Source organism: Reticulibacter mediterranei (assembly GCF_016587455.1).
Window position 1 is genome coordinate 3212996 of the sequence record NZ_BNJK01000001.1, and the last position, 15135, is coordinate 3228130.

Here is a 15135-nt window from a genome sequence, read left to right on the forward strand (position 1 = left end):
CTTTTTTATCCCTTCTATATCACCTGCCAACTTTTTTCCAATTGCATAACCCACCCTTCGATATGCTGAATAGATTGTGGAAGCTGCGCTCTTTCTCGTAACAAAGGGAAAGCAGTTTGCAGATATGCCTGATGAGCTTGCGCATCATCCCAAAGAGACGCAACCAGATAACGTGATGGATCTTCTATCGCCTGAGCGCAGACACCACCCAGCATTCCACCCGCCTCTGCCATACCAGGATTCCAGATCATCCTCTGATTTTGCTCAAACGTCTGTCTTTGTTCTGGAAAAACATGAGAATCTGTCACCCTGAGAATGCTCCCTTGCGATAGTGCGGAGAGAAAATCCACTGCTGACCCTGGGATAGCGAGAATACCTTTGAATAAGGTAACGGCAATTGACAGATACGTTTGCCTCTGATCGCTACGCCGATATACATCATCATGTATATGCTGCATAAAGTGTTGATAAGCCGTCTCATCCTGCCAGCACGATAAAATGCCAGCCTGGAAAGGATTCTTGCTATTCCATCCTCCGACCTGCCCAAGAAAGCCTGGCAGACCCTTCAGCGCGGCCCATTGCTCCTGAGCTGTACTGAAAGCTGTCTGCATCTCTTTTGTTGTGGAACAAACAATCCACTTGAGAAGCATAGAGAACTACTCTCCTCCCTAATCCTGTTATCTTTTTTGTAGATCACAATCGCTGTAAGGCTAAAGTTGCCCGATCAATTGTATCAGACGGGTTTGAGAGATGGGATCGGTCCTGGGAATAGGCATCACAACTAGTTCATCCAAACCTTGATCTAGAAGTTCGCGCAGGCGCGCGGCAATGGTGGCCTCGTCGCCAGAGACGACCATGTTGTCGATAAACTCGTCCGACCATGACCCGTCAGAGGCCACAGGGAAGCCCGCATCAGCAAACATGCGCGCATAGAATGACAGCCGACCGAAGAAGCGCCCCGAATCAAACTCAGTGCGAACCAGCGCGCGCACCGTCTGACGATCCTGACCAAAGACGACCGGAATATGTGCCATCAGTGGAGGAACCAGACGCCCCTTCTCCTCTGCACCTGCGCGCATAGCTGGCAACGCATCTTGGAGCAGATAAGGAACGGGACACAGCCATGTCAGCGCCCCATCAGCAAGCTCACCCGCCAGACGAAACGCTCCCTGACGCAAGGCAGAGGTCAGAATCGGCGTACGTGGAAGCCGGGGCAGTCTCGTCTTCACTGTATAGAAGCGGCCATGATAATCAACGTTGTCTTCTCCGAGTATTGCGCGCAACACCGTCACATATTCGCGCAAATGCTCTAAAGGTGCGCCTATAGGAATACCGAAAATTCCCTCGATAACCGGGCGCTGGCTCGGTCCAATCCCCACCAGCACTCGTCCAGGGGCAAGATCGTGCAGCGTTAATAACTGCTGTGCCAGGGCTAGGGGATGGCGCGGATAGGTTGGAATAATGGCCGTCCCCATACGCACATTGCTGGTCAGAGCCGCCGCCGCCGCAAAGATCGTCAAAGCATCTGGCTCTGGCGTGCCCTGCGTCACCCAGACCTGTTGCACCCCGGCCTTCTCCGCAGCAACAATTGTCGAGACTATAGCACTGGCATCCGTCCCAAACACCATAAGGCCGATCCGCTCTCTAGTTGTCCGTTGAGCAGGTGTATTTGTAATACTTCTCTCATTCAATTGCATCTATCAATCTCCTGTGTATTGTTGCTATGGAACCAGAACGATCTTTCCGTGCAGTCCACCAGCAGCAAGCAATTGATGTGCTTCGCTTGCTCGTTCCAGTGGAAACACATCCGTTACACGCGTAATAAGCTGACCTGCCGCAAGCAAATTGACAAGCGAGGCCAGTTGGGTTACATCTGATCTGACCAGAATAGAAGAGGCTGTGATGCTCCGCTGTGGCACAAATGGTCCGCTCGGTATCTTCCATTCGGGAGAAGCTGTGCCAGCACGCCCCCCACTGCGTAACGCAGCATCGGGAATCACTGTGGCATAGCGGCCACCATCGCGCACCGCTGTCAGCGTACCCTGTATTGCCGCGCCGCCAACCAAATCCAGGGCCGCGTCCACTCCCGCAGGAATAACCTGATGCACTTGCTCTGCCAGGTCTTTTTGTCGATCAAGCGCGATATGCACGCCCAATGAACGAGCAAGCTCAGCATCTTTTTCATGAACCGCACCCAACACAATAATATGTTGCCGGGCGGCGAGTTGCACAGCAAAGTTGCCAACTGCTCCAAGAGGGCCGTTGATGAGCAGCATTTCTCCCGGGACGAGCGAGAGCTTTTCCAGGGCTTGAAGCGCCGTCAATCCTGCTAACGGGAGGCTGGCCGCGGTCGTCAACTCGACGCCATCAGGCACAATGGCAACATATTTTGCTGGCAACACGATATATTCGGCGTAGGTGCCAATCTGGGTGATCCCCTGCGGCGAAAGGGCAATCACTTTATCGCCAGCGCGTACATGGGTGACGCCCTCGCCAACGGCATTAACATGTCCTGCAACATCCCAACCAAGCACCATCGGAAAGCGCGCCTGCTCATGCGCAATAATTTTTCCGGCACGAACCCCAAGATCAACTGGATTGACCGCAGCAGCCGCAACCCGGATTCTGACCTGCCCTGGCGCTGGATCTTGTATGGGAATATCAACAACATGTAAGGTTTCCGGTCCACCAAACTGATCTATTACAACAGCTCGCATAGCTCTTCTCCGTAATGGTATCTGCAATAAACATATTCTCTATGCTCCCAGTGTAATATTGCCCTGTTATCAAGTCAAGGAAACATTTTTGATCTCACCGATCAATTTTATTGATAATAAAAATAGAGGGAGAACACTTTTCAGTCCTCCCTCGTAGAAAATAGGTTATTTTGCCAGATAGCCGCCATCGACGGCGAAGGCCAGATCTACGACGATCTTAATACAATACGGTTCGCAGCGTCTCCAGGCCCACATTCGCGCCACATAGCACAATCACAACGTTTTTATCGCGGAAACGCTGTGCGTTTTTCAGCAGAGCAGCCAGCGGCACGCCAGCCGCACCCTCGATTAGCATATGATGGGTCTGCATGCAAAGGCGCATAGCCTGACAAATCTCTTCTTCTGAAACCAGGATGTAGTCATCGACCAGTTGTTGACAGAGAGGAAACGTGATTGCATCCTGCTCGACACCTCCTGCTGTGCCATCGGAGAGCGTCGGTAGTGACTCCAATTCTAGAATGCGACCCGCCTGTACCGATTTCGCCATCACCGCCGAATTTTCAGGGGAACAACCAATTATTTCAACATGTGGGAAAATAGTTTTGAGATATGACGCAATCCCAGAAATCATGCCACCACCACCCAGCGCGGCCAGCACCACATCAACCAACCCTTGCGCTTGCTGGCTAATCTCCACACCGATAGTTCCTTGCCCGGCAATTACATGCAGATCGTTATAGGGAGAGATATAGACCATATCGTGTTCCGCCGCATAAGCGCGTGCATGCTCTTCGGCAACCACACAATCCGTTCCCCAGAAATGGACAGGCACGTCATACGCTCGAATCGCCTCGACTTTGGCGGATGAAGTTCCTTCATTCGTAAAGATCATCCCTGGAATATGCAGGGTATGCAACCCGAAGGCGACCGCGATACCATGATTGCCCGAAGAGGCCGTCACAACGCCTTTCTCCCTCTGCTCAGGAGTAAGTGAGAGCAGGGCATTCATCGCGCCCCGTACTTTGAACGAGCCGGTATGCTGGAAGTTTTCCAGTTTCAGCCAGACCGGACCGCCCGTTAGCCTGCTCAATGGCAACGAATGCTCAAGAGGAGTGGTGCGAATATACGGCCGAATACGCTGTTCAGCCTGCTCAATCTTCTGTATCATACTCATCAATTTTCCCTTGTTTATAGTTAACAGGTGGAATGGGCGCATAGCTCCAAAATCAGGTTTGCGTAATCATCCGAAACAAAGATATTGTCGTGCCCATCAATCGCTAATCCCTGCGGCTCAATTAAGCCGTTGCTTACCAGTGTCTCACGTTTACTGGTTGTCAGATTCATGCGAATCAAGGCATGAACCGAGGGTTGCAGGTCGGTCACAAGGACATTCCCATGCGTATCTAGCGCCACATCATCGAGCATGCCGAAGCGTCCAATGCTCGTCTTCGTTTTGTTGGGGGCAATGCGCCAGAGATCGCCTCCACACTCATCGGCCACGTAGATATTGCCCTGAGCATCAACCGCCGCGCCAACTGGCCGCACAATGCCAGATGCCAGCAGCGTGAGTGTTTTTCCATCTAGACTCAGGCGATAGACCTCTCCAGTTGGGCTGTCCGGAATGATCAGCGTATTATTGGTGGAATCAAAAGCGATCCCATCTACACCATCTTTACACTTTTGCGTACTTGGAGTACCGGGCAGTTGACGCAACACGGTAGATGAGGTACTCTGGGGTGCAAACAAGAGGATACGGTTTGTGCGCTGCTCTGCAACGATCATCGTGCCGTCGCTCAATACTACAATACCTTCTGGTCCTGCAATGCCTCGCAACAATACCGTAACCGAGCCATTCGCATTGACTCGGCTGATTGTTCCGGCATAGAAATCACTGAAAAGCAAGCGCCCGTCTCGATCAAACGCCAGATCGTCGGGGCGGCCCACGCCCTGTAATACCATATGAAAAGTATACCTTTTTGGAGCGACCGTCGTTGGAGTGGGAGTCGGCGTTGGGGATGGAGTCGGTGAAGGGAGCGGCTTTGTATTGATGGGCGTTGCGGTTGCCTGTGAAACAGGTGTGGGAGCACCACTACAGGACAGCAGCAGGAAACAGCAGAGCATAGTACAAATGACACTGGTACGACGTTTATACATGGTGTATCCTCCCTGCGATGGGCAGAATATTTGCCTTCTTGATACACTATAGTATGACATAGAATAATACAAAATGAAGCGGGATAACCGGAAAGGATTGGGTCATATGGCAACGATGGGACAGGAGGAGGTCTCGGAGCGCCAGCCGGTACAGTATCTCTCAAAACTCCACTGGACACAAATTCTGGCGATCAGTATTTTCTGGTTCGCGCTCAATTTTCACTGGGCCGCGCTGGGAACGATTATTCTGCCCAGCCAGGTTTTCAAGATGGTTGGCGAACTGCATAAGGGCGAGGCGCTGGCCTTTGTGCTGGTGCCTGGAGCCTTTGTCGCCCTTTTCTCTAATCCGCTGTTTGGCCTCTTGAGCGACCGCACGCGCGGCAAACTTGCCCTCTGGGGCCGTCGCCGACCATATATATTGATTGGAACGCTGGTCAATATTGCCGCGCTCATCTGGATGGCGATGGCACCGAATATCTTCTGGCTGGCCTGCGCGTATCTGCTGGTCCAGTTTTCCAGCAACGCAGCTCAAGCTCCCTTTCACGCACTGCTTCCCGACATCGTGCCGGTCGAGCAGCGCGGCCTGGCCTCTGGCGTGATGGGCCTGCTGCAAATCGGCGGCACCATCGGTGGGGTCATTATTGCTGGCAATTTTATCGATGCGACGAAACCGCCGCTACTCTACCAGCAAGGGTTGTGGCTGACCTATGCGATTATTATTGCGGTTCTCGTCGCGCTCATGTTGATCACGGTCATCACTATACGCGAACGTTCCACCCTTTCGGCACAACTACTAGCGCAAGAGCAAGCAACCGAAGCCACAGTAACAAAACGCGTCTGGCTTTCACGCTCGACACTGCTGACCATTGCAGGAACAATTGTAGCGCTTGGATTGACCTGGGGAGCGATGTATCTCTGGAATGTTGCGCATCTGGCAGGCATTGCGATCTCGACCGATGTACAGCAAGTTGTGCTTGAAGTTGTAGCAACGGTGGGGTTGCTGCGTATGTTCGACTTCAATCCTCGTCGCACTCCCGATTTCGCCTGGGTGCTGCTTACACGCATGGTCATGATGATGGGCATCTACACGATCCAGACTTTTTTGCAGTACTATATGAAAGATGTTGTTGGTGTGGCCCATCCAGAAGCGGAGACAACCAACTTTATCATCCTGGTCTCGCTCACCAGCCTGATCAGCGCATTTGCAGCTGGATGGCTATCGGATCGCTTCGGGCGCAAGCGAATGGTCTACATCTCTGGCGGCTTCATGGCCCTGGTCGGACTCATCTTCATTCTCACCCACTCTTTACCAATCGTCCTGGCGGCAGGAGCGATCTTTGGGCTGGGCTATGGAGCCTATCAGAGCGTAGACTGGGCGCTGGTCGCCGACACGTTGCCTTCGCACCAACACTATGCACGAGATATGGGGGTCTGGAACATCTCGATGGCGATTCCACAAATCATCGCCCCCGTCCTCGGCGGCCCACTCATCGATTACTTCACGCGCAATGGACAGAGCGTGTACGGCTTCCAGCTGATCTTTGCGATGGCGATTGTCTACTGCCTGATCGGGACGGTGACGGTACGCTATATTCGTGGAGTCACGCGCTAACTATTAGCTGGCACCGCTTCTTCTTCAAGCAAATTGCGAAGAGTGTTCAGCGGAGCCCCCGTTCCGTGTTTACGCAGCATCACAATTTCGGCGGCAATGCTCAGAGCAATCTCGTCGGGCGTCTCCGCTCCCAGATCCAGGCCGATAGGTGCATGCACCTGGGCCAGACGTTCCGCCGAAATTCCCTCTTTGAGCAGATCTTTAAAGATATGTTTTACTTTACTGGGGCTGCCGATCATACCAACATAGCCTGCGCGCGTCTCCAGTGCCGCCTGCAACGCATCTTTATCGAGATGATGGCCGCGCGTGACGATCACGATCCAGCTCGATTCGTCCGGCTCCAACTCCTGAATTGTCTGGGGAATATCGCCGAAGGTAAGCTGGACATTTTTGCCAAAGCTCTGCGGGTCTGCCAGATCGCGGCGATCATCGACTGCAATTATCCGAAAATCGAGGTTGCTTGCCAGACGTGCCAATGCTTGCGCAACATAGCCTGCACCAGCAAGAATCAGACGCGGCTCTGCACGCAATACTTCAAAAAATATCTCTAATGTAGCCCCACAACTACCAACAGCCTCGCCCTGATCGGCATCCAGATGCACATGCGTCATGTACGATTTTCCTTCATGAATCGCATTCAGCGCTTCCTGCGCTACCTTGCCATCGGTGCGCGGACCACCCAGGCTGCCATAGGTACTGCTATCGGCACGCACCAGGATTTTGCTCCCCACGCCGCAGGGGGCCGATCCCATAGTTTTTACGACGGTCGCAACGACGATTCTCTCACCTCGTTGTAATGCCGCTTGAATCTCGTTGTACATAGCTGTGGTATTCATATTCAATTACCTCTGTGCCTATATACTACTCATTCATTGAGTAATCCATAATGCTATATTACAACAGAAGGAAGCATCCATAATATTCCAAAATCCATATTTATTGTTTCTTTTTTTTTCGACTTGACAGCCAGCAAGCAGAGATCGTATAGCTACAGAAGAGCACTTATGAAATTTTCTTTTCAAAAGTGGTAAGGTATGAGTCATCCCAGAGTTTCATAGCATGAGAAAACGCCTGGACCGTTCTGCTCGCAGCTTTGCTGCTCGTTGGTTGTTGGAGTGTGGTGGGTGGCGTAGGATGGGCCGGGCCCATCCTACGCCACCCACCACACTCCAACAACCGCGAAGCGCCGAAGGCGCTGAGCTGTCAGTCAGGATGCAAAAGCACCTTGAGCCGCAGCAAAACAATTCGGGATGACTCATAACCCACCTAGCAGGAAGTAGTAACAGTTATGTCTTACACACCTCTCTCTACTGGCATTCATGCCGATCCGACCCGCCGCCACTGGGCGCTGGTGACAGCACAAAGCACTTATGCTTTTGGCGTGACCGATAATGGCTTGCTTATGCATCTTTATTGGGGGCCACGCCTGGTCTCTCTTGCAGATCTGCCACCAGCCGAACTCAAACCGGAGCGCTCATCGCAAGAACCGGCACTCGCTAAAGCAACAGAAGAATATCCTCCTTTCGGCGGCCTGCGCTATGGAGAAACGGCAGCAAAAGTCACGTTTGCTGATGGGACACGGGAGCTTGATCTACGTTTTGCGACGGCTGAAATAACGGTACGCGACGATTTGCCAGCAATCCTTGTGACACTACAAGATGCCGCCTATCCTTTAACGGTACAGCTTTGCTACAAAGTGGATGGGGAGAATGATCTGGTTATCCGCTCGGCTACCTTCACATCAGAAGCGAACGAGACGATACGGATCGAGCGCGCATTCTCCGCCGTCTGGCATCTGCCGCGCCAGTATGCGCCGCGCACCCTCACCACACTTGCAGGACAATGGCTTGGCGAGACCCGTTTGCAGCAGCGATCCCTGGTCGCGGGAACAGCTCTGATCGAATCGCGCCGAGGCATCACCGGAGCAACGGCCAATCCCTGGTTTGCCATCGAAAGCACATCTGAAACCGCCACCGAAATATACTTTGGCGCGCTGGCATGGAGTGGCAACTGGGTGATTCGCGCTACAACCGATGTCACCGGGGCAACTGCTGTTGCAGGCGGCATTCACGAGCATGATTTTAGCTGGCTTTTGCAGAGTGGAGAGAGCTTTACCACTCCTGAGTTCGTGGCTGGCTTCGCGCAGGATGGCTTGAATGGAACGAGACGCCGCCTCCATCGCTATACCCGCGAACAGGTGTTACCAAAGCCACAGGCGCTCCAGCCGCGACCGGTCCTCTACAATTCGTGGGAAGCAACCTTTTTCGATGTGACCGAAGAGGGGCAACGCAAGCTGGCGGAACGGGCCGCGCGATTGGGTGTGGAGTTATTTGTTGTAGACGATGGCTGGTTTCCGGCACGAGTCAACGATCATGCCGGGCTGGGCGATTGGCGGCCCGATCCCGTTAAATTCCCACGTGGCCTGAAACCGCTGTCGGAGTATGTGAAGAGCCTGGACATGCAATTCGGGCTGTGGGTCGAGCCAGAAATGGTCAATGCCGATAGCGACCTCTATCGTGCGCATCCCGACTGGATCTATCACTTCCCGACACGACCACGCAGCGAGGCACGCAACCAGCTTGTACTCAACATGGCGCGTGCCGACGTGCAGGCATATCTCATTGAGGTGCTGGATAAGCTCGTCGCTGAAAATGGTATCGACTTCTTGAAGTGGGATATGAATCGCCCAATCAGCGAACCGGGCTGGTCGGATGAGATAGAGCGTGGAGGAGAAGCGCGCGAGATCTGGGTACGTCATGCTCTAGGCGTGTATGCAGTGATGGATGCTTTACGCGCCAACCACCCGGATCTGATCATCGAATCCTGTTCCAGCGGTGGAAGCCGGGCAGATCTGGGCATTCTGCGTCGTACCGATCAGATCTGGACCAGCGACAATACCAATCCCGAAGCGCGGCTCTTCATTCAGGAGGGTTTCTCGCTGGTCTTCCCGGCGCGTGTCATGGTCGCCTGGGTCACGGACCAGGGGCGCGGACTCCTCCCGGTGGCCTATCGCTGTCATGTCTCTATGCTCGGCACGCTTGGCATCGGCGGTAACCTACTGCATTGGAACGACGAAGAGATGAACGAGGTGGCGGACTGGATCACTATCTATAAAGAGATTCGCCCGCTTGTCCAGGATGGCGACCAGTACTGGCTGCTCTCACCGCACGCAACTCATGGGGAGGTTGCGGCCGTAGAATACGTGACGACTGAAGAGTCGGTCGTCTTTGCCTTCCGACGCGCCGACCTCTTCGGCGAGCCATTGCCCCGGTTGCGCTTGCTAAAGCTACAACCAGAGGCAAGCTATCGCGTTGAAATCCTGGGGCAAAACGACAGCGTAAGCTACCAAGCCAGTGGAGCGGAACTGATGGGTTATGGCTTATCGCTCCCATTCAAGCGCGGCCCCTTTGCAAGCTGTATCGTGCGATTGAGAAAGCAATAGCTTAAACATTTTGTGAAGTGAAGAAAGCTCGTAGCCTTCTTCACTTCACAAATGAATCTGGTAAATGATATTCAACAGGCTTATTTGTGAAACAAGCATTACAGCATTTCCACAGAAAATACCTACTCTATCCACCAACTCTGTGACAAACAATATTCACTTCAGGAAACACTTTGCAAACCCGATAACCACGATGAGCGTTCCGATCTTGAAGGCCGCTTTATAGTATTTACATATATTATATATAAAAATACAATGATTATTACAATATATTCACTGACTGAAAATTCCTTATTTTTTCTAGACACATGTAATTAAAAATGTTATCATGTTTTTACTGATTGTTAAGTTAATACAAAGTCGTGGAGGTTGAATTGAAAAAACTACGAATTTTGGGAGTAATCTTTGGGATTACAATAATGATTTTGGTGGGGCTACTGTTCCCTACATTCTCTACTTCTGCTAGCGCCCATGCAATAGCAAATTATCCCCCAAGAGTTGTCCAAGTTCGAGGTGACTATCTAGGCGTCAACCGCGATCGTCGTGGATGCAGCTATACAGTTCATTTTACACTTCCTCGCCAAATGATCTTCAATCGCAACTTTCAAGTACAAGGCCCCAACCATCCGTTCTTACTCTGGGCGCGAGGAGGTCAGGCAGTAGCATCGTATCAGTATGATAATCGTTGCTTCCCTGATCGCCAACATCGTGCCTGGCAATTTGTTCTAGTCGGCTACTAAGCGACAAAGAACGGTAGATAAGCTGTTTGTCCTATCTGTTCTTTTTTCGCCAGCAGCGCCTATTAGCATGGTCCGAAAACAAACGAACAGGTGCTTAAAACAATTTGTCCATGTGCTTTAACCATTCCGGTCCAAAGCACATGGACAAAACTATTATAAAGGGGAAGATATAGCTTTTAACCTGTCCGTCAGGTTTTCTCTATGCAGAAACGTTGATGCTTGCAGAAGCAGAACATTTACCAGGCATATGCTTCTGGGGCAGCACCACCAGGACCAGGAAAGATGCGATCCAGTTGTTGCAAGTTTTCAGGAGTCAGCGAGATCTCCAGCGTGCGCAAGGTATCGTCAAGCTGTTTGATCGTTCTTGGACCAATAATCGGAGCCGTCACCACAGGATTTGCCAGCAGCCACGCCAGCGCCACGTTTGCAGGCTCCTCACCCAGTTCGGCACAGAATTTCTCATAGGCTTCTAACTGGGGTCGCTTCTTCTCGATAGTCTCCTGCAAGTTAGATTGAGTGCGGCGTCCCTGATCTAGCTTGCGCAGAACGCCACCAAGCAAACCACCGCCCAGAGGACTCCAGGGAATAACGCCCAGGCCATATGCCTCACATGCGGGCAAGACTTCAAGCTCAACAGTGCGTGCAGTGAGATTGTAGAGGCTTTGTTCGGAGACAAGGCCAAGAAAATTGCGGCGCAGAGCAATCTCATTAGCCCGTACGATATGCCAGGCCGCGAAATTGCTGCTGCCTACATAGATGATCTTGCCCTCACGCACCAGCTGCTCCATCGCCTGCCAGATCTCCTCCCAGGGAGTCTCACGAGCAACATGATGCATCTGATAAATATCGATATGATCGGTTTGCAAACGACGCAGGCTAGCTTCACACGAGCGACGAATATTCACGGCAGACAGACGCGAATGATTCGGCCACTGGCTGTCCACAAAGCCATAGACTTTCGTTGCCAGCACCACTTTATCGCGGCGTCCGCCACCTTGTGCAAACCAGCGACCAATAATCTCTTCGGTGCGACCTCTATGTTCTGGGCCACCATAACCGTTGGCGGTATCAAAGTAATTGATACCAAGCTCGAGAGCGCGATCCATAATGGCGAAGCTATCGGCCTCGCTGGTTTGCGGTCCAAAGTTCATCGTACCCAGGCACAAACGGCTGACTTGCAGCCCGGTACGTCCTAGATGAGTATACTGCATTGAAATACTACTACTTTCTAGCAAATAAACACCAACAACGAGCGCGTGCCCCCCCTCCACTCTACGAAGCATTATAACAAGAGAAGGCAGTAAACGTATTCCCATGAAAGAATGGAGCTTCTAGAAACTTTCATAGAGAAGCTTAATCACTCTTGAGAGCGCCCACGCCATGCAGAAGGGGAGAGGCCATAGTGTTTGCGAAAGGTTGAAGAGAAATGAGCCAGATCAAAGAAGCCCATTTGCAGGGCGATCTCCTGCATCGTGAGGTCTGTTGTCGTTAAGAGGTGCTGTGCCTGGTTCAAGCGTAGTTCTAATAAATAGTGTTTGGGAGACATACCGAAGGCTTCACGAAAGCGGCGGCGCAGCGTCACCTCCGAAAGCGAAAAATGACGGGCCACATCAGCAATCGTCAAAGCCTGCTGCATATGATCCTGCATATACAATGCCACCTCGTACATCTCTACCCAGGCCGAGTCTTGCCTCTCCTCTAGCAAGGACAAAATAAAGGCTTCCAGATATGCGCGCTGCAAACGGACCTGCTGAGGTGTTGCCTCGTCGCTGAGAGCAGTGAAGCGAGCAAATAACGCTTCGTACTCTATAAACTGTAGCTCCGTTAAGTTTATCAAGCGTGGCTTACAACCGGGTAAGAGGCGATCTGTGAGTGCTTGTGGGAAACGGAGGATATGCAGAACAGCCAATTTTGCTTCTCCAATAGAGCACCAGCCATGCAACACATGAGAAGGGATCGCCAGCATTTCCCCTTTACTTACTCTCCAGTTCAGTTCGGAAACAACGGCCTCCACCTGCCCCTGCAACACACCCACCACCTCGATGCCTGGATGAACATGCGCAGCCGTAAGCCAATCCAGAGAAATATCGAGGATTTGTGGACCGGAGAGCAGTTTCATACTCCAGTTTCATACTCCAGCTTCATATCTTCACAGACCTTTTTCCAGGATACATATATCATCTTATGCAGGCGCTTCCCTACCCGTTAGATAGAGTATAACTGATTCCTTAGCAGACAGGCAGATAGACATCTCAAAATATTGATGCTTCTGCAAAAAGAAAAAAGTCCTACTCCAAACTTTCCACATTTCCAATCAGCGAAAAGAATAGATCAATGTATCAACACGATTCAACTTGACAGTTTAGATAGCTTGACCTATAATATTGGAACAAATTTTCAAATCAAGGAGTAGAAGATGAGCGACCAAAGCAACGGGCAAACGCAAGACACGCAGGCGACCCGTATCTTTAATCCCAACGAACATCTTGTACAATTGAAGAGCAAAGCAGGCTCTCAGGACTATCTGCCGGTGCAGTGGAGGCTCGTCTGGTTCCGGTCGGTCTGTCCGCAGGGCACGATTGATACAGAAGAAGTCGTCGTAGAGCTTGATCGTGAGGTAGAGGCTGAAGCATTTGTGTGGAACGCAGAGAAGCGGCGCAGCGAAAAAATCATCAAGCAGGCAAAGGGCTACGCTCGCTTCAGGGCTGTAGTCACCGACGGCAAAGGCGGCCGCGCAACTGCAACCGGCTCAGAAGCTGCGGTCGATTTTCCAGATTACATCGAAAAAGCTGAAACCAAGGCGGTAGGAAGGGCATTAGCGGCACTTGGTTACGGCACCCAGTTTGCGCCCGAATTTGGAGAAAACCACAGAATCGTTGATGCTCCGGTCGATTTTGGCCGTAACGGAACCAACAACGGGAACGGCAATGGTCATACGCCAGCTGCCTCCTATCGTTCAGAGGCTCCCTCTAACAATGGTGCGCGCCCCACTCCAGAGAACGAGGCTGAAACCAACGCCACCGAGCAGCAGATCTCCAGCATTCGTAAGCTCTGCACCCATCTGGGGAAGAGTGAGCCTGAGAATGTGACCTCGATCAGCTTCCTGGCCGCGAAGAAATTGATCCAACAACTAACAGCCGAGTATAAGGAGCAGAGACAGAACAGCAAGGCATCTTGAGAAAAGAGCTACCATGACTTCAACACAGCTTGAATACGCCGAGAAGCGTATGCAGCAAAAATGGCACGACCTGATCATGGCGGAACAGAAAGGAGCTTCAAAGCCAGTTCTTGAGCGCATGTATAACGCGTATATGCTGGCCGTCGAGGAATACAACCGCTGCTCCGCCGCAGCCTCCCTTGAGCAAGAGGAACAAACCGCCGCTATCTCATCCGAACGAGTGGCCTCGCCTGCTCGTTCGCTACATACGACGAAACGTAGGAGAAAAGCTTCGTAAGTGTTGAAACGTAGGATGCGCTTTTACAGAAGATGAAGTACTCACAAGATCCGCCATCGCTTATGCTGATCTCCTGTGAGTACTCATTTTTTTTCACATCAATGTTCTTTTATATCCCGTTCACAAAATCCACTACCGCACGAGCGACGGCATCTGGCGCATCGAAGAGGATCAGATGACCGGCGTTGGGAACCGTCACCAGCGCTGAACCGGGGATCTCGCGATGCAAACGTTCCGCATAATTGATCGGCATCTGCGCGTCTTTCTCGCCCCAAATAATCAATGTTGGCTTGCCCGCTACCTTCAAATCGCTGGAGACCGAGTTGGTATAATATGGGATCAGCAGACGAATATGCTGGAAGAGCACCTCTTTCCCCAACTCGCTATTCCAGGGTTCCACATACTGTTTGAGCGCATTGGCGAAGCCCCTTGTATTAACAACAGCGTTGGGCAGGGTTGCTTGCAGGTCGCGGATCAGGTCTTCAAGCGGCGTCTGCTTGGGAGCATCGAAATCCTGCCGCTTCTCCATCTCAGGCAGCGGCCAGTTGGCATCGAACGCGTGGAGGTAGGAGATTGTATTGACCAGGACCAGGGCGGCCACACGATCACGATACAGACGGGTGGCGAGGATTTGCGCCACACCTCCACCGAGACCATGTCCAACCAGAATGATGTTCGTCAAGTTAAGATCTCGTAACAGCAGAGACAGCACATCGGCATGTCCCCACACCGAGGTATCAGCGGGCCAGGGATGATCCGACTGGCCATAGCCGAGCATATCGATAGCGTAAACAGCACGTTTCAAGCCGCTCAGTTGCGGCATGACGGCTTCCCAGGCAAAAGCGCCCGCAGGAATATCGTGCAGCAACACGATAGCACCATCCGTGCCATATTCAGCCCCCTGGACAATATAACTGATATGATAATGCACAGCACGCCCCGTACGCCGCTCGCGTGCATCGGCAACCGAAGATGATTGATTAGCCATACGTCCTCTCTCTTACAGAGTTCATTG

General features: G+C 52.0%; 13 protein-coding genes. 4 read left to right on the forward strand and 9 right to left on the reverse strand.

Features of this window, described 5'->3' with window-relative positions:
- Nucleotides 1-14: 14 nt before the first annotated feature.
- The 5 genes from K3T83_RS13650 to K3T83_RS13670 all read right to left on the reverse strand — a co-directional run bounded on the left by K3T83_RS13650 (nucleotide 15) and on the right by K3T83_RS13670 (nucleotide 4871).
- Nucleotides 15-650 carry a DUF4937 domain-containing protein gene (locus tag K3T83_RS13650; RefSeq protein ID WP_220203519.1) on the reverse strand — a complete coding sequence of 212 codons (636 nt, stop codon included), beginning with the start codon at nucleotides 648-650 and terminating at the stop codon, nucleotides 15-17.
- Nucleotides 651-710: 60 nt separating this feature from the next.
- A complete protein-coding gene (locus tag K3T83_RS13655; protein ID WP_220203520.1) occupies nucleotides 711-1697 on the reverse strand; it encodes an LLM class flavin-dependent oxidoreductase in 987 nt (328 codons plus the stop codon).
- A 24-nt stretch (nucleotides 1698-1721) separates the two neighbouring features.
- The gene (locus K3T83_RS13660) at nucleotides 1722-2717 is read right to left on the reverse strand and encodes an NADP-dependent oxidoreductase (protein ID WP_220203521.1); all 996 of its coding nucleotides are present in this window, start codon (nucleotides 2715-2717) and stop codon (nucleotides 1722-1724) included.
- A 217-nt stretch (nucleotides 2718-2934) separates the two neighbouring features.
- Nucleotides 2935-3885, reverse strand: coding sequence for a threonine/serine dehydratase (locus tag K3T83_RS13665; protein WP_220203522.1), 951 nt, complete (start codon nucleotides 3883-3885; stop codon nucleotides 2935-2937).
- Between the two features lie 26 nt (nucleotides 3886-3911).
- Entirely contained in the window at nucleotides 3912-4871 is a 960-nt protein-coding gene (locus K3T83_RS13670; RefSeq protein WP_220203523.1) for an NHL repeat-containing protein, read from the reverse strand.
- 106 nt (nucleotides 4872-4977) lie between these two features.
- On the opposite strand from K3T83_RS13670, the gene K3T83_RS13675 reads away from it, so the two are divergent.
- The gene (locus K3T83_RS13675; RefSeq protein WP_220203524.1) at nucleotides 4978-6483 is read left to right on the forward strand and encodes an MFS transporter; all 1506 of its coding nucleotides are present in this window, start codon (nucleotides 4978-4980) and stop codon (nucleotides 6481-6483) included.
- On the opposite strand, the gene K3T83_RS13680 is transcribed toward K3T83_RS13675, so the two are convergent.
- Entirely contained in the window at nucleotides 6480-7319 is an 840-nt protein-coding gene (locus K3T83_RS13680; protein WP_220203525.1) for an XdhC family protein, read from the reverse strand. The genes K3T83_RS13675 and K3T83_RS13680 overlap by 4 nt on opposite strands.
- A gap of 452 nt (nucleotides 7320-7771) precedes the next feature.
- Here K3T83_RS13680 and K3T83_RS13685 point away from each other — a divergent pair, with 452 nt between their 5' ends.
- Entirely contained in the window at nucleotides 7772-9925 is a 2154-nt protein-coding gene (locus K3T83_RS13685; protein WP_220203526.1) for an alpha-galactosidase, read from the forward strand.
- 976 nt (nucleotides 9926-10901) lie between these two features.
- Here K3T83_RS13685 and K3T83_RS13690 read toward each other — a convergent pair.
- Both K3T83_RS13690 and K3T83_RS13695 read right to left on the reverse strand, forming a co-directional pair.
- Complete coding sequence (locus K3T83_RS13690) at nucleotides 10902-11876, reverse strand: aldo/keto reductase (RefSeq protein ID WP_220203527.1); 975 nt, start codon at nucleotides 11874-11876, stop codon at nucleotides 10902-10904.
- Nucleotides 11877-12022: 146 nt separating this feature from the next.
- The gene (locus K3T83_RS13695; RefSeq protein ID WP_220203528.1) at nucleotides 12023-12784 is read right to left on the reverse strand and encodes an AraC family transcriptional regulator; all 762 of its coding nucleotides are present in this window, start codon (nucleotides 12782-12784) and stop codon (nucleotides 12023-12025) included.
- A gap of 297 nt (nucleotides 12785-13081) precedes the next feature.
- On the opposite strand from K3T83_RS13695, the gene K3T83_RS13700 reads away from it, so the two are divergent.
- Both K3T83_RS13700 and K3T83_RS13705 read left to right on the forward strand, forming a co-directional pair.
- Nucleotides 13082-13843 carry a hypothetical protein gene (locus K3T83_RS13700; protein WP_220203529.1) on the forward strand — a complete coding sequence of 254 codons (762 nt, stop codon included), beginning with the start codon at nucleotides 13082-13084 and terminating at the stop codon, nucleotides 13841-13843.
- 13 nt (nucleotides 13844-13856) lie between these two features.
- Nucleotides 13857-14120 carry a hypothetical protein gene (locus K3T83_RS13705; protein ID WP_220203530.1) on the forward strand — a complete coding sequence of 88 codons (264 nt, stop codon included), beginning with the start codon at nucleotides 13857-13859 and terminating at the stop codon, nucleotides 14118-14120.
- 109 nt (nucleotides 14121-14229) lie between these two features.
- Here the strand turns inward: K3T83_RS13705 and K3T83_RS13710 are convergent, their stop codons facing one another.
- The gene (locus K3T83_RS13710; RefSeq protein WP_220203531.1) at nucleotides 14230-15108 is read right to left on the reverse strand and encodes an alpha/beta fold hydrolase; all 879 of its coding nucleotides are present in this window, start codon (nucleotides 15106-15108) and stop codon (nucleotides 14230-14232) included.
- Nucleotides 15109-15135: the final 27 nt, after the last annotated feature.